Source organism: Mesorhizobium sp. INR15 (assembly GCF_015500075.1).
In the GTDB taxonomy this organism is placed as follows: domain Bacteria; phylum Pseudomonadota; class Alphaproteobacteria; order Rhizobiales; family Rhizobiaceae; genus Mesorhizobium.
This window is the reverse complement of the sequence record NZ_CP045496.1, coordinates 4,347,214-4,371,193: the sequence shown is the minus strand read 5'-3', so window position 1 is coordinate 4,371,193 and position 23,980 is coordinate 4,347,214. Positions and strand designations below refer to the sequence as shown.

Sequence of the window (23,980 nt, the reverse complement as noted above, 5' to 3'; positions counted from 1 at the left end):
TTCCTTGCTGGTCCCGGGTCTACTGAGCGGCCGCGAGACGGACCCGTGTGCCTTCGCCAACGGGAGGCGCGACATCCGTGCCGACAGCCGGACCCTTTGCTATCGCCTGCAGCATCAGCCGCACCTCGATCACGGCCAGCACGCCGTAGACGACGGTGAAGCCGAAGATGGTGATCAGGAGGTCATGGATGCCGAGCTCGGAAGTCGCCAGGAAAGTCGGAAGCGTACCCTCGATGATCCATGGCTGCCGGCCAAATTCGGCAACAAACCAGCCGACCTCCGCGGCAACCCATGGCAGCGGCATCGCGATCAGCGCCATGCGGATCAGCCAGCGCGGCGCCGGCGTCTCGCGCATCGTGTGCCAGAGCGAGATCGCGAACACCGCAAGCAGCACGAAGGCGCACAGCACCATCAGCCTGAAGGTGAAGAAGATCGCCGGCACTTCCGGCACGGTCGACCACGCCGCCTGTTTGATCTGGTCATCATTGGCCAGCCGCGGATCCTCAATGTAGCGCTTCACCAGCAAGGCGTAGCCGAGATCCTTGCTTGTCGCGTCGAAGCTTGTGCGTGCCGCTGCGTCTGCATGGTTGAGCTTGAGCTTTTCCAGCGCGTCGTAAGCAGTCAGCCCGTTGCGGATGCGTCCTTCGGCCCTCTGGACGAGTTCGAAGATGCCAGGGATTTCTTTGTCGATCGAGCGCGTGCCGATAAGGCCCATGACCCAAGGGATATGCACGGCGAAATGGGTCGTGCGGTCGCTCATGCTGGGAATGCCGAACGCGGTGAAGGATGCGGGAGCTGGCTCGGTCTCCCACATTGCCTCCATGGCGGCGAGCTTCATTTTCTGATTGTCGGTGATGGCGTAGCCGCTCTCGTCGCCGAGCACGATGACGGACAGCGACGAGGCGATGCCGAAGGCCGAGGCGATGACGAAGGAGCGTTTGGCGAGATCGATGTGCCGTCCGCGCAGCATGTAGAAGGCCGAAACGCCGAGCACGAAGACGGCACCGCAGACATAGCCCGCCGAAACCGTATGAACGAACTTAGCCTGCGCGACCGGGTTGAAGATGACGGCGACGAAGTCGATCACTTCCATGCGCATCGTGTCCGGATTGAAGGCCGAGCCGACCGGATTCTGCATCCAGCCATTGGCGATCAGGATCCACAGCGCCGAAAAATTGGTGCCGAGCGCGACAAGCCAGGTGACGGCAAGATGGCCGCGCGCCGAGAGCTTTTCCCAGCCGAAGAAGAACAGGCCGACGAAAGTCGCCTCCAGGAAGAACGCCATCAGGCCTTCGATTGCAAGCGGGGCGCCAAACACATCGCCGACATAATGTGAGTAGTAGGCCCAGTTCATGCCGAACTCGAATTCCATCGTAAGGCCCGTGGCAACGCCAAGCGCGAAATTGATGCCAAACAGCACACCCCAGAATTTGACCATGTCGCGCCAGATCGTGCGACCCGTCATGACGTAGACCGTCTCCATCATCGCAAGCATGATCGACAGGCCCAGCGTCAGCGGGACGAACAGGAAGTGGTACATGGCCGTCAGCGCGAATTGCAGCCGCGACAGTTCCACAAGCAAGGGGCTGGTCATGCGAGAACTCCGTTAAAGCATCATCTTCGATAACCCCGTTCTGTCGCCGAGCCTTTGACGTGAATCAATTCGCTCATGGCCTTGGCATGAGATTGAACTGTCATGCTCAAAGTCGCTCTGACTCGTCTCGACAAACGCCCAACGGACGCAGCCAATTCCGAGGCGCCCACCCTCGGCAGGACGCTCCGCGTCGCGCACGGGCTGGCCGCTCCCGGCTTGCGTTCTACCCTTGCATTGCAGGCAGCGCGCGCTGTGCTGCGGCTTGCCTTCATCGGCCTGGCGGCCATGTTCGTGGGCGAGATGATCTCTGGCCGAGCCAACTGGCCGCTGCTCGGCGCGGCCTTGGCGAGCTTGATCCTCGGCTCGGTCATCGGCCTGGTGGCCGACCGCGCTGTCACCAATACGGAACTGAAAGTCGCCAACGGCCTGCTTGAGACGATGCGCGGCGCCCTCGCCGCGGCTTCTTCCGGCGATATCCAGGCGATGCCGCTCGGAACATTGATCGCAGGGCTTCAACGCTATCCGCAAGCCGTGGCAGGCTTGGCGGTCGGACATCGCCTTGCGTCGATCATGCTGGGGTTAGGCCCCCTACTTGCCGCAGCCGCGATCATGGCCATCTCGTGGGAGGCGGCGCTGGCACTCATCGTGCTGACCCCCGTGATGATTGTCTTCTTCGTCCTCATCGGCGGTGCGATCCGCAGCGGCGCCGAGGCGCAGGAGAAGGCCTTCGGTCGCCTCGCCGCCCAGTTCGCCGATCGCATCCGCACCTTGCCGACAATCCAGGGGAACCATGCGCTCATGCGCGAAAGGCGCAAGCTCGCGGCGCGGCTGGACACTTATGCCTCAGGCACGATGAGCGTGCTCAGGATCGCCTTCCTCAACTCCGGCATCATCGATTTCTTCTCGTCGCTGTCGATCGCAATCCTCGCTGTGTTTCTCGGCCTCGGACATCTCAAGCTCATCAGCGTCCCAGGCTTTGCCGACCTTCAGCTCTGGCAAAGCCTGTCCATCCTCATGATCGCGCCGGAGTATTTTGTCCCGTTCCGCCGTTACGCCGAGCAGTATCACGCCAAGGCAGAGGGCTTCGCCGCCGCGACCGCGCTCGATACGCTTGTGCTGGCAGGTCGTCCGCAATCCCCGGCTTTCGAAGCCGCCAAAGCCATCCGCGACCTGGTCGATGCGACATCGCCTCTGCCACGGACCGGACTGGTGGCCATCACCGGACCGAGCGGATCGGGCAAATCCACCCTGCTGCGCCACCTCGCCGGGATCGGCTTCGCGCCATCCATCCAACCGGATGTCGATGCCCGGCCGGACGTCGCATGGTGCTCTACCGATATCTATGTGCCGGAAGGCACGCTTGGCGCCGCCATCGCGTGGCAAAACGGTCCCTGTTGCCGAACCCGGCTGCTGCTTGCGGCAGGCAATGTCGGCCTTCTCGACGACATGCTTCTGCCGGGCGGGCTTGATGCGTTGATCAAGGCTGGCGGTGAAAACCTATCTGGTGGGCAACGGCTGCGTATCGGCCTGGCGCGCGCGCTGATTTCGGGCCGCGCTATTTTCGCCGACGAGCCAACCGCCAAGCTTGACCCCGCCAATGCCGCGATGGTGCGCCACGCGCTTGTGGAGGCGGCGCGCACCTGGCTCGTGCTGGTGGCCACGCATGACAGGAGCCTGGCCTTGCTTGCCGGGAGAACGATCGACCTCGGGGTGGGCGACAGGCAAGCACGGGAGCGAGCCGGATGAATGACAGCGCTTCTCCGATTGTCCTCGAAACCAAGACTGGCCGGCTGGGGCCTAGCTGGCACAGAGCTCCGTGGCGACTAGCCCTTGTTTTGGCGTTTGCCGCCCTGGCTTGCGGAATCCTGCTGACCGGCGTGTCCGTTTGGTTTCTCGGCGCTGTTGCACTGGCGGGCCTGACGCCCGCCGCCTTGACGTTCAACTTCCATGTGCCGGCCGCATTCATACGCCTGTTCGCCCTGACGCGGACGGCGGCCAAATATGGCGAGCGCGTTGTCGGCCATCGGGCGGCGCTCACCGATCAGGTTCTGCGCCGCTCGACGCTGTTCGCCGCGATGGCGGCAGCACCGTCCGTGCGCAAGTCTGGCTGGCAGCTCGGCAATCAGGACCGTCTTGCCGACTATCTCGACGACGTCGAGGACGTGGATTATGCGCGCCTGCGCGTCAGCCTGCCGTCAGCGACGCTTGGCATAGCCATTTTATTGCTTATCGCCGCGACTTTATGGATGACGCCGCTGGCGATGGTGCCGATCCTGCTCCTCATCGCCGTAAACATGGTCGGGGTTCGCTTCCTGGCAAGCCGAGCCAAAACCGATCTGGCGGCCATCCGCCAAAGCAGGCAACAGGCCTCCCGTCTGCTCGGCGCCGCGATACAGGCCGTGGTGCCTTTGCAGGGCGAACGCCGCTGGGGCTCGATGCTCGACGAGCCGTTTGACGGTTACGCCAATGCCCAGATGCGCACGTTGGTGCTTCGCCACGGGCAGGCGCTGCTCGACATGCTGGCCAACTGCCTCGCACCTTGTGCAATGCTGAGCATTCTGGTGTCCGCCTGGTTGTCAGGTCTGCGTGGCGAAGCACTGCTGCCGCCTGCCCTACTGGCCTTCGCCTGGCTGGCCGTCGCTGAATCCGTGTTGGGCGCATCGAAGATCGTCGTCGCCTTCGCGCGCGAGAAAACAGCTCGGGCGGCTCTGGCTAAATGGGACGCGCCGGACAGTCTAACGCGCAAGCATGTTGCGGAACGGATTTCGTCGTTGACGTTGGACCGATTGCCACGCCACGCACCGGATGGCCGGCTGATCGGCAGGCCAATCAGCGCGACCCTCAAGGCCGGCAGGCCAACTGTCCTGCATGGTGCCAGTGGCTGCGGCAAGACCTCCCTGTTGAAGCAGGTCGCTGGCTGGCTCGACGCCAGGGAAGAATGCGTCCTGGGCGATGGTATCGAACTCAGTGTGGATGCGCGCCGCGCCATGAGTTGCTTCTGCGCCCACGATGCCACGGTTCTAGCCGACACAGTGCGCGAGAACCTGTTTGCCCCGCACGCCAGCGACGATGAGTTGTGGCGCGCGCTGGACGCAGTGGAACTCCAGGGCCGGATCAGGGCCGCTGGCGGCCTTGACGGATGGATCACGCAAGATGTGCTGTCACTCGGTGAGGCGCAAAGGCTGAACCTCGCCCGCGCATGGCTTTCCGACAGGCCCGTCATGCTCCTGGACGAACCTACCGAGCATCTCGCGGCCGAACAGGGCAAGCGCATCCTCGATGCGCTGCTGCAGCGGCTGCGGCAACGCATCGTCATCGTCTCGAGCCATGACGAACTGACACCGACAGGGGCCACGGCGGTTAGGTTGCAGTGAGGGCGAATGGCTCCGGTTAAAAAGGGTAGATAATAAAATCAGCTACATTTGGGCGATGGAGCCGCTCTCTACCTTAGGTTACCTAAGTTACCTTAAGTTCAAGCATCTGCGCCAGCGCCCTTGTCGCTGCGCGGCTGAGGTAGGCTCCCGAGCAACTCGGATCCACTGACGAACAACTCCTCGGCCACGAGGACGGCAAATGACGCACCGACGACTCTGCCCACGATCCGACACGCTGACCGCCGAGGTCGAACGTGTCGAGCGCGGTGTGATAGCAGGGCCAGTTCGCAAATGGCCTCGCTGAGCCTCTTCTGCGCAAATAGCGCACCAAATCACAATCCGGGTCCAGAATGCGCACTTGTTCTGTGGCCAACCCCGTCTGTCGCCGCGCCTCTCGCAACAGCGCCGCAGGGGCAAACACGGATGTCATAGCTGTGTGCTTGTTGTCGAGAATGGGTGAAGTGGCCATATTCCGCTAGCCTTGAATCGGAAGGAAAAACCATGGAAAGCGACAGCCGCCAGACCCACTGGGAGGATGTCTACACCAGGAAGAGCGAGAAAGAAGTCAGCTGGTTTGAAGAAAATCCGGCTCCTTCGCTCGAACTGATTGCCGCGGTAGCACCAACCCCCGACATGGCTATCATCGACATCGGAGGGGGCGCGTCACGATTGGTTGATAGCTTGATCCAGAATGGCTTCAAGCAAATTACCGTGCTCGATCTGTCCGAGGCTGCCTTGGAGGCCGCCAAAGCTCGCCTCGGAAAACAGGCGGCACAGGTCCATTGGCTTGTTGCCGACGCCACCAGCTGGGAGCCGTCGGAAACCTACGACATTTGGCACGACAGGGCGGCGTTTCATTTCCTAACCGAGGAGCACGATCGGATCGCATACGTCACGCGCCTGAAACGAGCCGTGAGGGCCGGAGGGCACACGATCATCGGCACCTTCGCTCTGGATGGACCGGAACAGTGCAGCGGACTGCCCGTGGTGCGTTATGATGCGGCGAGCCTTAGCCAGACGCTTGGCAAAAGTTTTGAGTTGGTCGATACGCGGCCGCAAGTCCATGTGACGCCGTGGGGGTCGACCCAGTCATTCCAATTCAGCGTGTTTCGTCGGGTTGCCCTGTTGTAAAAGCTGACCGGCCGCTAGATTATCACGAGCGTCGGAAGACGACCGTTGTCCGGACAGTAAATTCGGTTGGAAGGCATTTCCTACGGTTTCGACGTTTAACGAGCGCTCAGGCCTGCAACGCGATCGAGGGCCGCGCCAAGACCTTACAGGGACACCGGAAAGCTCAGCTGGGTTTCCGCTGCGGTGGTGACGTTGAGTTTCAATTCGGTGCCTGCCTTCAGCTTCTGCATAAGGGGCCGATCGACCGGAAACAGCGCCACGCATCCGCTCGGCAGGCAGGTGCGGAACTTCAACGGGCCGATAGGTGGCAATGTCCTGCCTGGCGATCTGGCGGGCGGCTACTACGTCCAGCCCACGGTGTTCAAGGGTCACAATAAGATGCGCATCTTCCAGGAGGAGATCTTTGGGCCCGTGGTTTCGGTCACGACCTTCAAGGACGACGCCGAGGCGCTGGAAATCGCCAACGATACGCTCTACGGCCTCGGCGCCGGTGTCTGGACACGCGACAGCAACCGCGCCTACCGCTTCGGCCGCGCGATCCAGGCCGGCCGCGTCTGGACCAACTGCTACCATGCCTATCCCGCGCATGCGGCCTTCGGCGGCTACAAGCAGTCCGGTATCGGCCGCGAGACCCACAAGATGATGCTCGACCAAACCAGCAGACCAAGAATATGCTGGTCAGCTATAGCCCGAAGAAGCTCGGCTTCTTCTGATCCACTCCTTGCCTCATTGGCGCGGCCCTGGCAGGGCCGCGCCATAGTTTTGAAATCGGAAAAGACCATGCATGCGAAAGTCTCGGCGACGCCGGCAGCCCTTGAACTGATCGCGGAGATTGTTGCCGATCATGGCCCGGTCCTGTTCCATCAGTCGGGCGGGTGCTGCGACGGCTCTTCGCCGATGTGCTACCCGTTGGCCGGCTTCATCGTCGGCGACCAGGACGTGCTGCTTGGCCACATCGGCGACGCGCCGTTGTACATCGGGGCATCGCAATTCGAGGCCTGGAAGCATACCGATCTTATAATCGACGTGGTGCCTGGTCGCGGCGGTATGTTCCCCGCGACAATGGACGGGAGAAACGGTTCCTGACCCGGTCGACGATCTGCGCCGTATAGGCGAAATCTGCCGGTTTTGATTTCGAGCAAGGAAGGCGCCGTATCGATCTTTACTTTCCGACGATGATCCTCAATCTGCTCATCGGCACCGTCGTCATAAGTCTAACGGTATTGATCCACACGTTTGGTCTGATCGCCGTCACGCATGCGATGAGATACTTGGTCGCCCGGTTTCGTATGCACGGTCGCCGCAGCCGTATCGTCGCTATGATGAGCGTGGTCATGGGGCTCTTTGCCGTCATCACCGCGGAGGTCTGGCTCTGGGCAGGCCTATACCGGTTGCTTGATATCTTCGTTGACTTCGAGACCGCTCTCTATTCGACCATTACCTTTTCGACGGTTGGCTATGGCGACATCGTGCCCGCTCACGCGTGGCGTGTCCTGGCGGCGCTCGAGGGTGTGAACGGGTTCCTGCTCATCGGCTGGTCGACCGCCTATCTGATCGCGGCAGGCACCCGGATCGGCCCGTTCAAGGCTGGCGAACACTTCTGACCGGGCCATGTTCACACCGCTACCGAATGCCTAGCTTTGCCGGTTTCGAGATATTTGTCGAATTTCGCCGCGACGCTTCTGACAAAGGGGCTACTTTCCGCCGGCACGACGAAGCGGTCACCATCAAGTTCAAGCAGCCCCTCGGGATCACGCAGGGCGGTGGAACTTGCCTTGAGCAGAAGCCTTTGGCCAGCTTCGCCAAAGCGCTCCACCAGCTCGATCGCCGAGAAGGCAAAATCACACATCAGCCTCTCGATGATCCAACCGCGAACGCCGTCGTCGTCGGAGAGCGCGATACCGCGGACGGCCGCCAGTCCACCGTCCGAGACCATGCGTCCATACTCCGCGGTCGACGGCATGTTCTGCGCATAGCCTTGGCGAAATTGACTGATGGATGATGGGCCGAGGCCGATCAATGTTTCGCAGCGATCTTCCGTGTAGCCTTGGAAATTGCGGCGCAGGCGGCCGGTTCGGGCAGCAACGGCCAACGCATCGTTGGGCCTGGCGAAATGGTCGAAGCCGACGGCTTCATATCCCGCGTTCAGCATAAGACAAGCGGCCAGTTGTGATTGAGCAAACCGCTCCGCCGGACCCGGCAACCATGCCTCGTCGATAATCGTCTGATGCTTCTTGAACCAGGGCACATGCGCGTAGCCAAACAATGCCATCCGATCCGGCACCAGGGTCAACGCCTGAGCGACGGTGGAGGAGAGGCTCTCCGTGGTTTGGTGTGGCAAGCCGTAGAGCAGGTCCAGATTGACCGATTCGACCCCGCGCGAACGAGGCCGTCGACCACCGCTTTGGTCTGCAAGAAGCTCTGCTCGCGGTTAATCGCCTTTTGCACCTTTAGGTCAAAATCCTGGACGCCGAGGTTCGCCCGGGTCATGCCGATCTCGGCAAGCGCATCGAGGCGGGCGTCATCCATATCATTGGGATCGATTTCGACGCTGATCTTGGCGTCCGGAAGGAAATCGAAGTCCGCACGCAATGCTTTACCCAGCACCACCATGTCCTCGGGCTTCAGCATCGTCGGAGAGCCGCCACCGAAGTGGACGGCGCGCACGCCGGCCTTGCCGCCGACAATGCGGGCAATGGTGGCGATCTCCGCATTGCAACGAGCGGAGATAGGCCGTCACCGGTTCATAGTATAAAAATGCTGCCATAGAGCGGCCGCCGCATGGAGGGAGACGACAACGATGGTAACCGGCTTGGCGAGTTCATGGATGTCGCCCATGGCACCAAGGCCGAAGTACCATGCCAAAGCTCCGGTTATCGGCATGCCGAAAATGAATAGGTAAAGCACGAAGTGGGTTGCAGTCGCGATCCGCTTCAAAGAGACGCTTTATTCTGCCGGGGCAACGGGGACGCCACGCTGCATGCGGATGGCAAGGCGCCAGACCGCCAGTACCAGGACGGTCAAGCCGACATAGACATGAATGTTGGCGTTGAAGATGTCGGTAGCGCTGGTTCGGTGCCGCGCGAGAACGCCCGGTAGGCTGGCTTAATGTCCTCTCCCAGCAAAAGCTGCAGGACGATCAGCGCCGCGATCGCCCAATGCAGCACAATCTGCGTTGCGCTATATCCGGTCGGCTCGTTGGCAACGGTCATAGGCAGCTATCTCCCGTAAGAGGACCGTCCTACCTTGCGGCTTAGGCGAAAGTCTTGATCTAGGACAAATCAATTTCCCGTTTCCCCTTGAGCTTTCACGGGGCCTTGGCAGCTTTAACTCGGCTGACAGCCAGTTGTCAGCTTGGTCGTGGGATATTGCATCCGAGCGGACCAGATGCATCGCCCCGCAAGATTCAACGTGGAAACACAATTCCGATGAAACAGATTGCCTTGTCGCTTTTCCTGATCGCCGCCTCCGGCACCTATGTCTGGGATCAGGCCGGCAAGGATCCGGCAATCGATATGCTCGGCGAAGCGCTGCCGGCCGAAGCAGCTGATGCGCCTCCTTTGCAGCCGAAAGCGCCCGCATCCGCTGCGGCTTTGCCGGTGCCTCGCGCCTCCCCAGCGCCTCTCGATCCCCGGTTCAGAACAAGGTTCCCGATTGCCCGGGAAACGACGGCAGGGATAGCAAAGCCCGCTAAATGGCCAATTGATCCAGTCAGGCAGACTGTGGTTCCGGTGGCACCACAACCATCGCCAACGCCACCGGCTCAGCCATTGGCTCCGGCTGTCTCCGATCCTGCGTCGTCAGCACCTGCATTCGCCGTAACTCCCGCCGTCTACATACCAGTCCCGCAGCCGAGGCCGGCATATCTGGATGCGCCAGCACGCGTCGTCCGGGTGGGCATGAAGCTCGCCGCAAAGGGCTATGCCGACGGCGTCTATACCGGGCCCACCGCCGATGCCTATTACGGCATCATCCAGATCCAAGCCCTCGTACAGGGCGGGCAGCTTACGGCGCTGAAAGTGCTGAAATATCCCTCTGATCGCCGCACCTCCATCAACATCAACAGGCAGGCGCTGCCGATGCTGCGCGACGAAGCGATCAGCGCCCAAAGCGCCAATGTCGACATCATTTCGGGCGCGACGCTAACCAGCAGGGCTTTCATCCAGTCGCTGCGCGGCGCGCTGAAGAAAGCGTCGTCCTAGTATCATGCGTGACACGCGCATGTTGATGGGCATGCCCATTACGGTCGACGTCGGCGGTGCGCCGAACGGTGAACTGATCGACGCGGTATTCGGCTATTTCGAGCACATCGACCGGCGCTTCAGCACATACCGGGCCGACAGCGAGATCACGGCCATCAACTGCGGCGACGTTCCGGTCGTCGACTGGAGCGGGGAGATGACCGAAGTGTTTGCTCTCGCGCGGCAGACCAAGGACGAGACGGACGGATACTTTGATATTCGCAAGCCCGACGGGTCGCTCGATCCTTCCGGCATCGTCAAGGGCTGGGCAATCCGCAATGCGGCAGCCATCGTTCAGCGGGCCGGCATCAGCGATTTCTTCATCGAGGCGGGTGGCGATGTCCAGTCCTGCGGCAAGAATGCTTCGGGTCATGACTGGAGCGTCGGCATCCGCAATCCCTTCAACGCGGACGAAATCGTAAAGATCGTCTATCCGCGCGGTCGCGGTGTCGCGACCTCCGGGACCTATGCCCGGGGTCAACACATTTACAACCCGCATGGAATTGGCAGTCCAATTCAGGACATCGTCAGCCTGACTGTCATAGGCGCCGACGTGCTCGAAGCCGATCGTTTCGCCACAGCGGCCTTCGCCATGGGGCGGGACGGCATTTTGTTTCTGGAGCAGACGCCAGGCCTCGAGGGATATCTCGTCGACAGCAACCGCCGTGCCACGCCGACAAGCGGTTTTGGAGCCCTTTGCTTGCCATGATCAGGGCCATCGACCGATTTCTCGATCACCTGACCATGTACCGGCTGATCCTCTATTATCTGATGGCGCTGGTCAGCACCGCGTTCGTCCTCGGCTTCGTCGGGCTGATGCCACATGATCCCATTGCGCTCGCCTTCACGACGGCTTTGGCGCTGGCTGCCTGCTGGATCACCAACAAGGTCTTTGCGCGCATCTTTGCAGTCCCGGCCAACAGCGAGTCCGTCTACATCACCGCGCTCATCCTGGCGCTCATCCTCGATCCGGTAGCCGCCACGGACATCAATGGAATCGCGGCGGTGGCATTCGCGTCCGTCTGGGCGATTTCATCCAAATTCATTCTCGCCATCGGCAGGAAGCATCTGTTCAATCCAGCTGCGCTGGGCGTGGCGCTATCCGCGCTGCTGCTCGACCAACCGGCCACCTGGTGGGTTGGCGGCAATCTGCCGTTGCTTCCGCTTGTCCTCATCGGCGGCATCCTCATCGTGCGGAAATTGCGCCGGCTTGATCTTGTCTCGACCTTCGTTGCCGTGGCGCTGGCGACCATTCTGGCAACCACCGACCCGTCGCAGTATCGGACGGCGCTTGCAGAGACACTGGGTTCATCGCCGCTGCTGTTCTTTGCCTTCGTGATGCTGACCGAGCCGCTGACGGCACCGACGATGCGTTGGCCGCGTATCGCCTTCGCCGCCATCGTCGGCTTTCTGTTCGCTCCCAACATCCATATCGGCTCGTTCTATTTCACGCCGGAACTAGCCCTGCTGGCAGGCAACCTGTTCGCCTATGCGGTAGGCCCGAAGGGACGCTTCGTGCTGACTTTGGAACGCATCGAGCAATCGGCCGTCGACAGCTATGACTTCATCTTCCGGTCGCCGCGCAAGCTCGCCTTTGAGGCTGGACAGTATCTCGAATGGACTCTTGGCATCGATCGTGCCGACAATCGCGGCAACCGCCGTTACTTCACGGTGGCCTCGGCGCCGACGGAGGAAACGGTCCGCCTCGGCGTCAAATTCTATCCTCAATCAAGCGCCTTCAAGCAGGCGCTGGGCACCATGAAGCCCGGCAGCACGATCCACGCCTCCCAACTGGCCGGCGATTTCACGCTGCCGTCTAATCCCCAAACCAAGATCGCATTCCTGGCCGGCGGCATCGGCATCACGCCGTTCCGTTCGATGCTGCAATATCTCATCGATCGCAAAGAGGCGCGGCCCATCATCGTTCTCTACGGAACGGAGACTCAGGACGACATCGCCTATAGCGCCGTGCTCGGCGCCGCGAAGCGCGAGCTTGGCATCAAGACGGTGCATGCGGTTGCCAAGGGAGCCGAGCCTGGCCAGTATCCCGGCTATATCGATGCGCGGCTGGTACGGCTCGCCATGCCCGACTATCTGGAACGGACGTTCTACATTTCCGGTCCCCAGACCATGGTCAAGGCGCTGCGCCAGAAGCTGCTGGCCATGGGCGTTCGCCGCTCGAAGATAAAGGTCGACTATTTCCCGGGTTTTGCCTGAAGCACGCTCAACTGTGTCGCGACAAGGAAATGGTCACCACCAGGCCCGGATCGGCGTTGGCCATGGCAAGGCGTCCGCCATAGGCTTCGACGATGTCGGAAACGATGGCCAGGCCAAGACCGCTGCTGCCGCCATTGCTGTCGAGTTGGACGCCGCGCGACAGCGCGGACTCCCGATCGGCATCCGGTATACCTGGGCCATCATCAGCAACACTGACGGTCACCTCGTCCCAGGCAATGGTTGCACCGACACGGACGGACGATTTTGCATAGCGCGCGGCATTCTCAACCAGATTGCCGAGAACTTCTGACAAGTCGCCTTCGTCGATTGGCGCCGTCAGATCTTCCGCGACATCCAGCTTGAACGAAAGCTGCTTGCCGTTTGGTGTCCGTTTGACGACGGCAACGACGCCAGCCGCGACGTCCGACACAAGGCAGGATGCCTTGCCGGAAACGCCGGGCGCGAGTCGGAAGCGCGCGAGTTCCCGCTCAACATGGCGCCGGATCGCTCCGGCGCTCTTTTCGATATCGTCAGCCAGATCCGTCTCGCCTTTCTTGCGCAAGGCCCGGATGTCGGCCGACAGCACTTGCAGCGGTGTCTTGAGGCCATGCGCCAGATCGGTGGCGCGCGAGCGGGCTCGCGCAAGCGCCTTCTCCTGGGCATCGAGGAGGCGATTAATCTCGTCCGCGAGCGGCTGGACCTCGCTTGGTGCCGCCACCTCAAGCCGTGCCGTTCGTTGTCCAATCACGTTGCTGACCGAGACCCGCAAGGTCTCCAGAGGCGCAAGACCAACGGTGATCTGGATGAAGAAGGCAGCCATGAGCGCAATGGCGAGCAGGATCAGGGCTGGCGCAAGGTCGCGGACATACCCATCGACGGATTCGTTCACCGTTTGGTGGTCTTCCGCCACGATGGCGCGAAACGATCGGCCGCTGGCGTCGATGATCGAGCGCTCCACGGCGATGGTGAGCTCCCCTTGCGGACCCTTGAACTCCTTGATCTCCCTGAGTTGGCCGTTGGTTGCGCGATCCGGCAAGGCAAGCGTCGCGTCCCACAATGAACGCGAGCGGACAAGGTTGCCGGAAGCAGTATCCTGTACTTGCCAGTAGTGGCCGGAAAAGGGGATGGCGAAACGAGGGTCGGCCAAGGTCGCCTGGACCGAAAGGCGGCCATCAGTGGCGAAATTGGTCGCACCGATAAGGTCGTTAAGATCGACGGTCAGCTCGCTGACAACACGCCGTTCGACATTCAGCTCGAACAGGTAGCGCAGCCCGACACCGGCAATGGCAAGAGCAACAAGGATCGAGATCGTTGCCGCCAACCAGAGCCTGAAGCGGATCGAGTTGCCCATCAGCGGAAATCGTCTGGGACGAGGTACCCGAATCCGCGCCGCGTTTCGATGACGTCACTCCCAAGCTTGCGACGCAAACGCGCGACGATCACCTCGATCGCATTCGGATCGCGGTCGTTGCCTGAATCGTAGAGATGCTCGGCAAGTTCCGTCGGCGCCACCACCCGCCCGGCATGATGCATCAGAAACGCCAGGAGCCGGTATTCCAGCGGCGAAAGCGCAATGGGAATACCGCGCAGCGAAATGCGCATCTGACGTGTGTCCAGAAGCAGCGGCCCCGACTTGAGCACCGGCGCAGCCTGCCCTGTCGAGCGGCGTAGGATCGCGCGTAGCCGGGCAAGCAGTTCTTCCATTTCGAAAGGTTTCGGGAGGTAGTCGTCAGCGCCGGCATTGATGCCTTCGACACGTTCCGTCCACATACCCCTGGCGGTCAAGATGAGAACTGGAAACCGGCGGGCGTTGGCTCGCCAACGTTTCAAGATCGTGAGGCCATCGAGCTTGGGCAACCCGAGGTCCAGGATCGCCGCATCATAGTTCTCGACGTCGCCAGCGAACCAAGCAGCCTCGCCGTCGCGAACGGTATCAACCGCCATTCCGGATGCCTTAAGGACTGTGGCGATATCGGCCGCGATACGGGGCTCGTCCTCGGCCAGGAGGATCTTCATCAGTCGCCCTCCCCCTCGCGCATGATGGCACCGGCACCAGCGTCAACGTCGATAGTCGTTCGGCGGCCATCAGCACCGACGATTTGAACTCGGTAGATCCATCTGTTGGCCTTGCGGATAAGATCGACCGCAACAACATCGCCGGGAGCCTTGGCGCGGACAATGTCCAATATATTGGCAAGGCCCTTGATTTCGCCGTGCTCGTAGAGATCTCGCGCCCGGTCATGGTCGCCGTCATCGTCCTGGTCGGCACGGGCAGCGAGAGGCATGGCCAGGACAAGTCCAGCAAGACCCAGCACCGCCACACCCTTCCATCGGCTTGTCATCAGCGAGGCATGTCGCACGTTGAAGCTTTCAATTTGCTGTCAGTCATCCTCAGCCCACAGCAAGCAAAGGGTCCATATCAGGGCATCATCGCGTCCATTCATGGCCGCGCTGAGAAGGATACGAGACCATGCGCAACTCCATGCTTGTCCTTGCAGCACTTGCAAGCCTCACGATCTTTGCCCTGCCGGCGGCCGCTGAATCGGACGAAGGATCATGTGGGGCGTCATCGTCTGTTGTCCCATCCCGTCCGATCGATCTGCAGGCCATCCCCATGCAGGACGCCTCCACCCCGAAAGCCATCAAGGGTGGCGACGATGCGTGTGGCGACCAGCAAGGCGATGAAACCGACGATAACGACTAGGTCTTCCTTTCGCCGTGCATGGCCCACCACAGCACATGACGCTTGCCAATGTCGTGGGCCAGGGCTCGCTGCAAAGCCGGCAAATTATCAAAGTCTCTTTTGCCAATTTCTGGAGAATCTTCGTGATCCCCATTCAACATATCCATCCCATGCTTGTTCATTTTCCTATTGTTCTGATCTACATGCTTGTGGCTATCGACCTTGTAGCGCTGGTTGGCGGCAGCGTCGTCACCAGGAGATCGGGCGCCGGTACGATCTCTACTTTTGTGGCCCTGGCCGCCGGAATGTTGGCTGTGGGGACCTGGTTCTTCGGAGGTCTTGCGCTGGATCATGCCGAAGCTGCCGGATTCAGCAGCGATGTCGCGGAAATCCATGAAAGCCTGGGAGGTATCACTGCCTTTGCTTTTCTGATCTGGGGATTCGTGCGGCTTGCGCTTTGGACGCGGAACCATGACACGTGGGGCGTAACGATCGCCATTCCTCTGATCGAGATTTGCGGTGCATTTCTGGTCACTGCGACGGCCTACTATGGTGGACTGCTTGTCTACGAACTTGGCGTGAACGTCGCCAAGACCGCGATCGCTGGTTGACCGGTTCGCGCCCGGTCATTCACGGCCCAGCTTTGGACCATTTGCCTCCGCCGACAAATGATTCAGATCAAGGCGCTTCGCGCATGTGAAATCTAAATAAGCCGGACCTTGGAAAAACTCCGGAGAGCGAACATGCAAGCCGAAGCCATCATGAGCAAGCCAGTCGTCGGCGTAGACCCGTCAGCATCGATCGCCGAGGCTGCCGGGTTGATGCTTTCCAAAACGGTCAGCGGCCTCCCCGTCATTCGCAACGACGGCAGGCTGGTGGGGATCGTCAGCGAGGGCGATTTCCTGCGACGCGGGGAACTGGGCACGGAGCGCAAGCGCTCGCACTGGCTGGAGTTTCTCGTCAGCCCCGGAAAGTCCGCCGACGAATATGTCCGCGCCAATGGCCGACGGGTTGAGGAGGTGATGTCGCAAGATGTCGTCACGGCATCCCCTGCCGCATCGCTCGCCGAGATCGTCGAGCTCATGACACGCCACAAAGTCAAACGCATTCCGGTCGTCGATTGCGGGAAAGTCGTCGGCATCGTCACCCGCGCTGATCTTGTGAGGGTATTGCTCAACGTCCTTCCGGATGGGGCCATTACAGTCACTGATGACGAACAGATTCGCCACAACATCGCTACCGAGCTTGCGAAACAGAAATGGACTGGCAACGACTTGATCAACGTGGTGGTGAACAAGGGTGTGGTGAAACTCAGCGGCGCCATCTTCGACGAACGCGAGCGCCAAGCAGCAATCGTCGTCGCCGAAAACGTCGCCGGCGTCAAGGCTATCAGCGATGATCTCTATTGCGCCGATCCGCTGTCCGTCATCCTTGTTTCGTAATGGCTAGACAAGCCCAACGGACTTAGCACTGCAAATTGTTGGCCCAGGATCAAACTCGCTCGCTCAACAGGCGAATTGTCGAGAATGACGACATCACCAGCCGAGGGCGCCATGGGTTCCTGAGCCTGCGAACCTCGTTGCGCTGGACCTCCAAGGATGTGCGGTCCGTTTCCGAAGATTGAGTGAAGCCCTCGATTCAGCCTGACCGCTCGACGCTTTAGCGTTGTCCGGCCGCATGCTGCAGCCGTGCGATCAAGTCACCGTTGCGGCAATAGTCTGGCGGGTTATCGGCTCGCTGGTGTTCATCGAGCCAAATCGAGCATTCATCCTGATGGCCACAGGAACGGCAGCGGTCAACTGCCCGGTTGGTGACAGCTGCATGGTCGGGTATGATTTTCAATTGTTTGTCGACACCCAGCATCCGCATCATGCGGTCCATCAAAGCGGTTCTGGCATCAACTGAAATCAGGTAATCGAGAAAGGTCATGGTGATCACTCCTGCCTACAGGCCATCATTGGCATGTTGGCGGCGGGTGGCGTTGATCTCGATCAACAGGCGATCAGCTGACAAGCCCTAGAGCGTTAAACCGACGCGACGAGGCGGTCGAGAAAAGGCCGTTGACCGACAACCAGCTTGTCCCTGGCAGGTGCCAAATCCAGCCATTCACCACGATCGACCTCGGCAAACGATTGTACTCGGCCGCTGCGTGGCGGCCATTCCATCTCAAACAGGTTGCTGCGCAACGTCGCGGTATCGAAGTCGCCTTCGAACGCGAATGCCGTGATGAGTTTGCCTCCTCGCTGGCGCAACTGCCCCAGAGTGAGCAGGGTTCCCTTGGGCTCCCAGCCTGTCTCTTCCGTGAATTCGCGCCGTGCCGCTGACTCGGGCAGCTCGCTTTCGTCATACTCGCCTTTGGCAATCGACCAGGCGCCAAGATCGCGTCTTTGCCAGAACGGGCCTCCAGGATGGACAAGCAGCACCTGCAGTCCCTGCAGCCCCTTGTTCGATCCTCGATAGGGCAGAATGCCGGCGCTTCTTTTCGTCATCGCTTCAAGCCTCCGCACGGCCCTATGATCTCGGCTAGGCTGCATGAGGCTTGGTCCCTCTTTCAATCATCTGCCCCCTCTTCCGGTGCGGCTGGCGGCTCTCTTGGCGAAAGAACCAGCGCTTCGTCGCCTCAGAGGCCAACAGATAGAGCGTGGTGATTGCGACAAGCCCGGCAAGCACGGGCAGCGGCAAAGGCACGAAGCCGAACCAGGCAGCAAACGGCAGATAGGGGACCGCGATCGCGACAACCCCAACACCCAACGTAAGCCAGGCAAGTAACGGGCTCGGTCGGCTCGTCCAAAAAGCTCTGTGCGTGCGCACAATGAGCACGATTGCAAGCTCTGTCAGCAACGATTCGACGAACCAGCCGGTCTGGAATGCGGCCGCGGTTGCATGCGCGAAGAAGAGCAGGAACGCGAAGGTCGCGAAGTCGAACAGCGAGCTGACCAGGCCAAAGCTGATCATGAACCGCCGCACAAAACGGATGTCCCAGTGGCGCGGCCGGCGCATCTGGTCCGCATCCACATTATCAGTCGCAATGGCGAGGGAAGGAACGTCGGAAAGGAAATTGTTGAGCAGAATCTGCGTTGCCAGAAGCGGCAGGAAGGGCAGGAAAAGCGAGGCGAAAGCCATGCTGATCATGTTGCCGAAATTGGCGCTGGTGGTGATTGAAATGTACTTCATCGTGTTCGCGAAGGTCTTGCGGCCATCGTCGACGCCGCGCACAAGCACGCCGAGATCCTGTTTGAGTAGGATGATATCGGCCGCTTCGCGCGCGACATCGACAGCGCTGTCGACAGAGATGCCTATGTCTGCCTCATGAAGGGCAGGCGCATCATTGATCCCGTCGCCAAGATAACCAACGACATGGCCCCTGCTCCGCAAGGCCTGAACGATGCGTTCCTTCTGGTTGGGATCGATCTCGACGAAGAGGTCGGTGTGCTGCACGCCCGCAAACAGCGCGCTCTTGGTCAATTTGGACAGCTCGTCGCCGGTCATGATCCTGTCGGCGCGCAAGCCGATCGCCTGGGCGAGATGCGCGGCAACGTAACGGTTGTCGCCAGAAATGACCTTTACGGCGATGCCGCGCTGGGCGAGCTCGGCAAGCGTTTCCTTGACGCCTTTCTTTGGCGGGTCGAGGAAAAGCAGGAAGCCCGCGAAGGCAAGACCTATCTCGTCTTCCCTGCTGAACGTTTTCTGGCCCTCAAACGGACGGATTGCCAGGCCGAGAACGCGGTAGCCGTCCGCGCTCCAGCGCCGGAATTTTTCGTCGATTGCCGCACGGTGCATTTCATTGAGAGGTTCCAGGCCCTTGGCTGTTCGCACAAAGCTGCAGGTTTCGAGGACATTTTGTACGGCGCCTTTGGTAATCAGAAGATCCTGGGCGTCCTTGGTCCGCACCACAACGGAAAGCCGCTTGCGAATGAAATCATAGGGGATTTCGTCGACTTTCGTGAAGGCAGCCAACGATGCTGTCTCGCCCGACGCAGCAGCGATCGCTTCGTCCAGCGGGTTCTTCAGACCGGTCTGCAGGGTTGCATTAAGACGGGCCCAGAGCAGGATGTCGGCTGATGCATTGCCATCGACATCGAGCCATCCATCCAGATGGATAACGCCTTCCGTAAGCGTCCCCGTTTTGTCGGTGCACAGCAGATCCATGCTGCCCAGATTCTCGATGGCATCGAGACGGCGCACGATGACGCCGTTGACAGCCATTGCGCGGGCACCCCGAGCAAGGGTCACACTGATGATAGCCGGGAGAAGTTCGGGCGTGAGGCCCACCGCGAGTGCCAGCGAAAACAGCAACGATTCAATCAACGGTCGATGCAGCAGCAGATTGGCGAAGAACACCAGGATCACGATCGCCAGCATAATCTCGGTCATCAGATAGCCGAACTGTCTTATGCCCCGGGCAAATCCGGTTTCTGGGATCTTTCGTTCCAGGGCCGCTGCAATCGATGCGAATTCCGTGTGGCAGCCGGTTGCTACGGCAAGCACGGTTGCGGTGCCGCTACGGACCGATGTGCCCGTGAAGGCCGCGTTGCTGCGCTGTGCGAGGGAAGCCTCTGGCGGCGTCCTGCCGGGTTCCTTCACAACGGGAAAGGTTTCGCCGGTCAGCGCGGCCTGGCTGACATTGAAATCGCGCGCGTCCAGAATGATACCGTCCGCAGGGATGAGGTTTCCGGCCGAAAGCCGGATCAGGTCGCCCGGCACGATCTCTTCGGCGGCTACCGAGCACTCGGCGCCGTCGCGCAACACAATAGCCCTGCGCGAAATACGCTGTTTCAGTGCTTCGGTCGCCCGCGACGCACCGTACTCCTGGGTGAAGCTCAGGACGCAGCTTGCCAGCACTATCGCGCCGATGATCGCAGCCTCCTGGCCCTCCCCGACGAAGACCGACACGCTGGCCGCGAAAATGAGGATCAGCACCAGCGGGCTGCGGAACTGGCGGGCAAACACTGCCAAGGCCGAGGCGCTTGATGTCGACGCGAGTGTGTTTCGGCCAAATTTTGCGAGCCTCGATGCCGCTTCGGACGAAGCAAGCCCCGAGACCGAGGTCTCAAGAAGCAGCAGGAGGTCATTGGCCTCGATCGACCAATAGGCGCCGTCCTGTGACGAGACGGATTGCTGGCCGGCGTCGCCGATCATCAGTACGACATGAAACGGTTGATGCCACTCTCTTCGATCAGCGTGCGGGTAACGCCGCCGAACGCCCATTCCCGCAAGCGGCTATGGCCATAGGCGCCCGAGACGATCAGGTCCGCATGGATCGAGCGTGCGAATGTCAGCAACCGGTCGCCATCAGCCTCGCCGGCGATCAGCTCGGTTTGTGCCTTGATGCCGTGGTGCTCGAGAAAAACCGCGACATCGGCGAGGCTGTCACGAATGCTTTCGTCGCGGTCGGTGTCAATCGTGACGATGACGACTTCGCTTGCGTTGGCCAGGAAAGGCAATGCATCAGCCATCGCTCGCCGTGCCTCCCTGGTGTCCTTCCATGCCACGAGAATGGTCTTTGCAAGGACGTGCTCGACGTTGGTTGCGGCGACCAGAACCGGACGTCCGGCATCCAGTGTCAGACTGCCGACATCCACGTCGCGAAAGACATTGTCTCCTGCCTGGCCGGTAATGATAAGATCTGCCGCTCTGGCCGAAACGCTGAGGAACCGGGTCGGGCTGCAAACAGCTTGGCCCCATTCGCTAAAGATCGAAGCAGGAACCAGCCTCTCGAACTCGGCACGCAGTTCGGCAAGCCGCTTTTCGATCTCCGTCCGCTGGATCTGCATGATCTCGCCTTCATAGACCATGCCTTCGCCGGTCGAGACCAAGGGCGGAACATCCGCAGACGCCAAGCCGATAAGACGGGCTCCGAACCGCTCCGCGAGCTCGATCCCCGCCTTTACAATGGGTGCCGGAGGCGCATCGATGGCGAGGTTGACGATGATTGACTTGTAAGACATTGCGGACGCCTTTCGCTGAACGATGGAATGCGTGATGAATTGCATTCGTCAGCGTCCAATGCCTTGATGCGCGTCAAAGATCGCCAATTGCATCCGCCAACTGCACCTGCGCCCGAAATCGCCGGCTCGATCCGTTTTGCGCGTGCTGCGAGAAGTGATAGTTAGGCCCCGTAGCACGGTCTCGAACCTAGGAACTTCAGGTGATCAAGGACGAAGCGCTCAGTTTGTCGCCCGGCGGAACGACACTGAAATCACTGCTGTCGCAAATGTTCGATCAGGCTCCGGGCTTCATAGCGCTCCTGCGCGAGCCAGGTCACGTTTTCGAGCTGACCAATGCCGCCTACCAGCGATTGATCGGCCACAGGCACGTGATTGGAAAGTCCGTGCGGGAGGTCTTTCCGGAACTCGAAGGACACGAGTTTTTCGAACATCTGGACCATGTGTACGCGACCGGCAAGCCCTACATCGGCCACGGGGTGAAGGTTGGCCTTCGCAACAAAGCCGACGGGCCGGTCGAGGAGCGCATCCTTGATTTTGTCTATCAGCCGGTCAAGGCCGACGATGGCCGTATCACCGCGATCTTCATTGAAGGCACGGATGTCAGCGATCTGTCCTTTGCAAACGCAGCACTTAGGCTGCGTGAGGACCATTTGCGATCGATCCTGGCAACAGTGCCGGACGCGATGGTCGTCATCGACGAACAGGGTGGGATTCAATCCTTCAGCACCGCTGCCGAAACGCTGTTCGGCTATCAGTCAAGCGAAGTCATTGGTCAAAACGTGAAAATGCTGATGCCCTCGCCCTACCGCGACGAGCATGATGCCTATCTGCTTCGCTACCTGACGACAGGAGAGCGCCGGATCATCGGGCTCGGCCGGACGGTTACCGGCGCGCGCAAGGATGGCACGACTTTCCCGATGGAGCTTTCCGTCGGCGAGATGCATCCGGGAACCGGACGCTTCTTTACCGGCTTCTGCCGCGACCTGACCGAACGCCACCGGGCGGAGGCAAGAATCCAGGAGCAGCAGCAGGAGCTCCTCCACATGGCGCGCTTTACAGCACTTGGCGAAATGGCCTCAACGCTTGCCCATGAGATCAACCAGCCACTGACTGCGATTACGAACTACCTCAAAGGCAGTCGTCGGCTGCTTGAGAAGAGCCAGGACGAGAATGCGCCGATGCTTCGGGATGCGGTCGAAAAGGCGGCTGAGCAGGCCTTGCGGGCAGGCGACGTCATTCGTCATCTGAGGGATTTTGTTGCAAGGGGCGAAAGCGAGCGCCAGGTCGAACGGCTGCCGATGCTGATCGAGGAAGCCGCATCGCTGGCATTGGTTGGCGCGAGGGAGATAAATCTTCTTGTCAGCTACAAGCTTGACCCTGACGCCGAACTGGTCTTGACCGATCGCATCCAGATTCAGCAGGTTCTGCTCAACCTGATGCGCAACGCGGTGGAGGCCATGCAGGACGCGCCGCGCCGCGAATTGACAGTCACAACCATTGCCCGGGATGATGGGATGGCCGAGGTGAGCGTGATCGATACAGGCCCAGGTCTCGCGCCGGAGGTCTCGGCGCAGCTCTTCCAGCCGTTTGTAACGACCAAGAAGCAAGGCATGGGTGTCGGGCTTTCCATTTGCCGCACAATCGTTGAATCGCACGGTGGTCATATATGGGCCGAGGTCATGCCGGCCGGCGGAACCGCTTTCCGGTTCACCTTGCGCATCGTAGAGAAGGAAGAGATCACAAATGGCCGACAGTGATCTGGTGCACGTGGTCGATGACGATGTCGACGTCCGCAAATCGCTCGGTTTTCTTCTGGCGACAGCAGACTTCGCAGTACGCTTGCACGAATCGGCCACCGCTTTTCTCTTGACGGCGACAGGCCATCTCGACGGCTGCATCGTCACCGACGTGCGCATGCCGGGCATAGACGGCATCGAGTTCCTGCGCCAGCTCAGAGCGGGCGGACATACAATTCCGGTTATTGTCATGACGGGCCATGCCGACGTGGCTCTTGCCGTTCAAGCGATGAAGGAGGGCGCTGCCGACTTCATCGAAAAGCCATTCGACGACGAGATGCTGATCGAGGCAATCCGTTCCGCGCTAGCCAACCGGAACCAGGCGAACGCGGCGCATCCCCATTCTGCGGATATCCGCGCGCGTCTGTCGACCTTGTCAGAACGCGAGCGGCAGGTGCTGGATGGACTTGTTTCGGGCCTACCGAACAAGACGATTGCCTACGATCTGGGGATCAGTCCGCGCACGGTCGAAATCCACCGGGCCAATGTCATGAGCAAAATGGGCGCAAGCAGCCTGTCACATCTCGTGCGCATGGCATTGATCGTGGAATCCAGGCCTTAGGGAGAACCTCCGAGAGGGTTGCCAGTGCCGGCCTGAACCTTCTCCTCTTCCCACTCGCGCCAGTGGGTCGGACGGATGTCGACACGGGCGCCGGTGGCAGCATTTTTCCAACCTTCGCGGCTCTTTATGCAGGGAAATACCAGGGCATGCGCTCCCTCCTCGTCGAAGACGGCGAGTTCGAGATGGCGACCATAAGGTGCGCTTAGGATAGGGGTCCACATCGTATCAAAATCTTCGCAAACGATGCGTTGCGCATTGATCTGCATCATTTTTTGGAATTGCCGCACAGGCACACGCGTTGCCGGGCGTCAGGCTGATGTGGCTAACGGTTCTTGCGGCAGACGCCATATCGTCATTGGCGCCAATCACATGCACGGCGCGGGCAACCCAATTGATTGCGGAAGCAGCGCCAATATCTGATCGGACGCTCATCG

23 protein-coding genes and 4 pseudogenes are annotated in these 23,980 nt (G+C 60.5%); 14 read left to right on the top strand and 13 right to left on the bottom strand.

Annotation, left to right across the window (positions count from 1 at the left end):
• Nucleotides 1-19: 19 nt before the first annotated feature.
• Nucleotides 20-1,594, bottom strand: coding sequence for a cytochrome ubiquinol oxidase subunit I (locus GA829_RS21220; RefSeq protein ID WP_195174624.1), 1,575 nt, complete (start codon nucleotides 1,592-1,594; stop codon nucleotides 20-22).
• 102 nt (nucleotides 1,595-1,696) lie between these two features.
• On the opposite strand from GA829_RS21220, the gene GA829_RS21215 reads away from it, so the two are divergent.
• The 3 genes from GA829_RS21215 (at nucleotide 1,697) to GA829_RS21205 (ending at nucleotide 6,099) form a co-directional block, all read left to right on the top strand.
• Entirely contained in the window at nucleotides 1,697-3,340 is a 1,644-nt protein-coding gene (locus GA829_RS21215; RefSeq protein WP_195174623.1) for an ABC transporter transmembrane domain-containing protein, read from the top strand.
• A gap of 131 nt (nucleotides 3,341-3,471) precedes the next feature.
• Nucleotides 3,472-4,968 (top strand): ATP-binding cassette domain-containing protein, encoded by a 1,497-nt coding sequence (locus tag GA829_RS21210; protein ID WP_195174622.1) that lies wholly within the window; start codon nucleotides 3,472-3,474, stop codon nucleotides 4,966-4,968.
• A 501-nt stretch (nucleotides 4,969-5,469) separates the two neighbouring features.
• Nucleotides 5,470-6,099: a class I SAM-dependent methyltransferase gene (locus GA829_RS21205; RefSeq protein ID WP_195174621.1), complete on the top strand. Its 630-nt coding sequence runs from the start codon at nucleotides 5,470-5,472 to the stop codon at nucleotides 6,097-6,099.
• A 143-nt stretch (nucleotides 6,100-6,242) separates the two neighbouring features.
• On the opposite strand, the pseudogene GA829_RS21200 reads toward GA829_RS21205, so the two are convergent.
• Nucleotides 6,243-6,407 (bottom strand): annotated as a pseudogene (locus GA829_RS21200) (invasion associated locus B family protein); the annotation flags it as partial.
• 1 nt (nucleotide 6,408) lies between these two features.
• Here GA829_RS21200 and adh point away from each other — a divergent pair.
• The 3 genes and pseudogenes from adh to GA829_RS21185 form a co-directional block, all read left to right on the top strand.
• Nucleotides 6,409-6,812: pseudogene (gene adh / locus GA829_RS21195) on the top strand (aldehyde dehydrogenase); the annotation flags it as partial.
• Nucleotides 6,813-6,879: 67 nt separating this feature from the next.
• A pseudogene (locus GA829_RS21190) lies at nucleotides 6,880-7,211 on the top strand (DUF779 domain-containing protein).
• A gap of 63 nt (nucleotides 7,212-7,274) precedes the next feature.
• Entirely contained in the window at nucleotides 7,275-7,703 is a 429-nt protein-coding gene (locus GA829_RS21185) for a potassium channel family protein (protein ID WP_195174620.1), read from the top strand.
• Nucleotides 7,704-7,714: 11 nt separating this feature from the next.
• Here the strand turns inward: GA829_RS21185 and hemN are convergent.
• The 3 genes and pseudogenes from hemN to GA829_RS36735 form a co-directional block, all read right to left on the bottom strand.
• Nucleotides 7,715-8,851 (bottom strand): annotated as a pseudogene (hemN, locus tag GA829_RS21180) (oxygen-independent coproporphyrinogen III oxidase); the annotation flags it as partial.
• The gene (locus GA829_RS36740; RefSeq protein WP_258052379.1) at nucleotides 8,836-9,036 is read right to left on the bottom strand and encodes a hypothetical protein; all 201 of its coding nucleotides are present in this window, start codon (nucleotides 9,034-9,036) and stop codon (nucleotides 8,836-8,838) included. The pseudogene hemN and the gene GA829_RS36740, both read right to left, overlap by 16 nt.
• Nucleotides 9,037-9,119: 83 nt before the next feature.
• Nucleotides 9,120-9,311, bottom strand: a complete 192-nt coding sequence (locus GA829_RS36735) for a hypothetical protein (protein WP_258051805.1) — start codon at nucleotides 9,309-9,311, stop codon at nucleotides 9,120-9,122.
• Between the two features lie 216 nt (nucleotides 9,312-9,527).
• Between GA829_RS36735 and GA829_RS21170 the strand changes: the two genes are divergently transcribed.
• From GA829_RS21170 to GA829_RS21160, 3 genes are read left to right on the top strand one after another with little or no spacing between them, the layout of a single operon-like run.
• Complete coding sequence (locus GA829_RS21170; RefSeq protein ID WP_195174619.1) at nucleotides 9,528-10,301, top strand: FMN-binding protein; 774 nt, start codon at nucleotides 9,528-9,530, stop codon at nucleotides 10,299-10,301.
• A gap of 25 nt (nucleotides 10,302-10,326) precedes the next feature.
• Nucleotides 10,327-11,049, top strand: coding sequence for an FAD:protein FMN transferase (locus GA829_RS21165; RefSeq protein WP_258051804.1), 723 nt, complete (start codon nucleotides 10,327-10,329; stop codon nucleotides 11,047-11,049).
• Nucleotides 11,046-12,557 (top strand): RnfABCDGE type electron transport complex subunit D, encoded by a 1,512-nt coding sequence (locus GA829_RS21160; RefSeq protein WP_195174617.1) that lies wholly within the window; start codon nucleotides 11,046-11,048, stop codon nucleotides 12,555-12,557. Before GA829_RS21165 ends, GA829_RS21160 begins: the two co-directional genes overlap by 4 nt.
• A gap of 7 nt (nucleotides 12,558-12,564) precedes the next feature.
• Here the strand turns inward: GA829_RS21160 and GA829_RS21155 are convergent, their stop codons facing one another.
• From GA829_RS21155 to GA829_RS21145, 3 genes are read right to left on the bottom strand one after another with little or no spacing between them, the layout of a single operon-like run.
• Nucleotides 12,565-13,908, bottom strand: coding sequence for a sensor histidine kinase (locus GA829_RS21155; protein WP_195174616.1), 1,344 nt, complete (start codon nucleotides 13,906-13,908; stop codon nucleotides 12,565-12,567).
• Entirely contained in the window at nucleotides 13,908-14,573 is a 666-nt protein-coding gene (locus tag GA829_RS21150) for a response regulator transcription factor (protein WP_195174615.1), read from the bottom strand. The genes GA829_RS21155 and GA829_RS21150 overlap by 1 nt, the downstream gene beginning before the upstream one ends.
• Entirely contained in the window at nucleotides 14,573-14,899 is a 327-nt protein-coding gene (locus GA829_RS21145) for a PepSY domain-containing protein (protein WP_195174614.1), read from the bottom strand. The genes GA829_RS21150 and GA829_RS21145 overlap by 1 nt, the downstream gene beginning before the upstream one ends.
• A 128-nt stretch (nucleotides 14,900-15,027) precedes the next feature.
• Here GA829_RS21145 and GA829_RS21140 point away from each other — a divergent pair, with 128 nt between their 5' ends.
• From GA829_RS21140 to GA829_RS21130, 3 genes are all read left to right on the top strand, one after another.
• Nucleotides 15,028-15,261 (top strand): hypothetical protein, encoded by a 234-nt coding sequence (locus GA829_RS21140; protein WP_195174613.1) that lies wholly within the window; start codon nucleotides 15,028-15,030, stop codon nucleotides 15,259-15,261.
• A 35-nt stretch (nucleotides 15,262-15,296) separates the two neighbouring features.
• Complete coding sequence (locus tag GA829_RS21135; RefSeq protein WP_258051803.1) at nucleotides 15,297-15,851, top strand: DUF2231 domain-containing protein; 555 nt, start codon at nucleotides 15,297-15,299, stop codon at nucleotides 15,849-15,851.
• A 132-nt stretch (nucleotides 15,852-15,983) separates the two neighbouring features.
• A complete protein-coding gene (locus GA829_RS21130) occupies nucleotides 15,984-16,682 on the top strand; it encodes a CBS domain-containing protein (RefSeq protein WP_195174612.1) in 699 nt (232 codons plus the stop codon).
• 217 nt (nucleotides 16,683-16,899) lie between these two features.
• Here the strand turns inward: GA829_RS21130 and GA829_RS21125 are convergent, their stop codons facing one another.
• From GA829_RS21125 to GA829_RS21110, 4 genes are all read right to left on the bottom strand, one after another.
• Entirely contained in the window at nucleotides 16,900-17,169 is a 270-nt protein-coding gene (locus GA829_RS21125) for a DUF6455 family protein (RefSeq protein ID WP_195174611.1), read from the bottom strand.
• Between the two features lie 95 nt (nucleotides 17,170-17,264).
• Nucleotides 17,265-17,729 (bottom strand): NUDIX hydrolase, encoded by a 465-nt coding sequence (locus GA829_RS21120; protein ID WP_195174610.1) that lies wholly within the window; start codon nucleotides 17,727-17,729, stop codon nucleotides 17,265-17,267.
• Nucleotides 17,730-17,763: 34 nt separating this feature from the next.
• On the bottom strand, nucleotides 17,764-20,379 hold the full coding sequence (gene mgtA / locus GA829_RS21115) for a magnesium-translocating P-type ATPase (RefSeq protein WP_258051802.1): 2,616 nt from the start codon (nucleotides 20,377-20,379) through the stop codon (nucleotides 17,764-17,766).
• Nucleotides 20,379-21,188, bottom strand: coding sequence for a universal stress protein (locus tag GA829_RS21110; protein ID WP_195174608.1), 810 nt, complete (start codon nucleotides 21,186-21,188; stop codon nucleotides 20,379-20,381). Before GA829_RS21110 ends, mgtA begins: the two co-directional genes overlap by 1 nt.
• A gap of 200 nt (nucleotides 21,189-21,388) precedes the next feature.
• Here GA829_RS21110 and GA829_RS21105 point away from each other — a divergent pair, with 200 nt between their 5' ends.
• Together GA829_RS21105 and fixJ are read left to right on the top strand one after the other, a co-directional pair.
• Nucleotides 21,389-22,945 (top strand): PAS domain S-box protein, encoded by a 1,557-nt coding sequence (locus GA829_RS21105; RefSeq protein WP_195174607.1) that lies wholly within the window; start codon nucleotides 21,389-21,391, stop codon nucleotides 22,943-22,945.
• Entirely contained in the window at nucleotides 22,932-23,546 is a 615-nt protein-coding gene (gene fixJ, locus GA829_RS21100) for a response regulator FixJ (protein ID WP_195174606.1), read from the top strand. Before GA829_RS21105 ends, fixJ begins: the two co-directional genes overlap by 14 nt.
• On the opposite strand, the gene GA829_RS21095 is transcribed toward fixJ, so the two are convergent.
• Nucleotides 23,543-23,815: a hypothetical protein gene (locus tag GA829_RS21095; RefSeq protein WP_308462071.1), complete on the bottom strand. Its 273-nt coding sequence runs from the start codon at nucleotides 23,813-23,815 to the stop codon at nucleotides 23,543-23,545. The two genes, fixJ and GA829_RS21095, sit on opposite strands and share 4 nt — an antisense overlap.
• Between the last annotated feature and the right edge of the window lie 165 nt (nucleotides 23,816-23,980).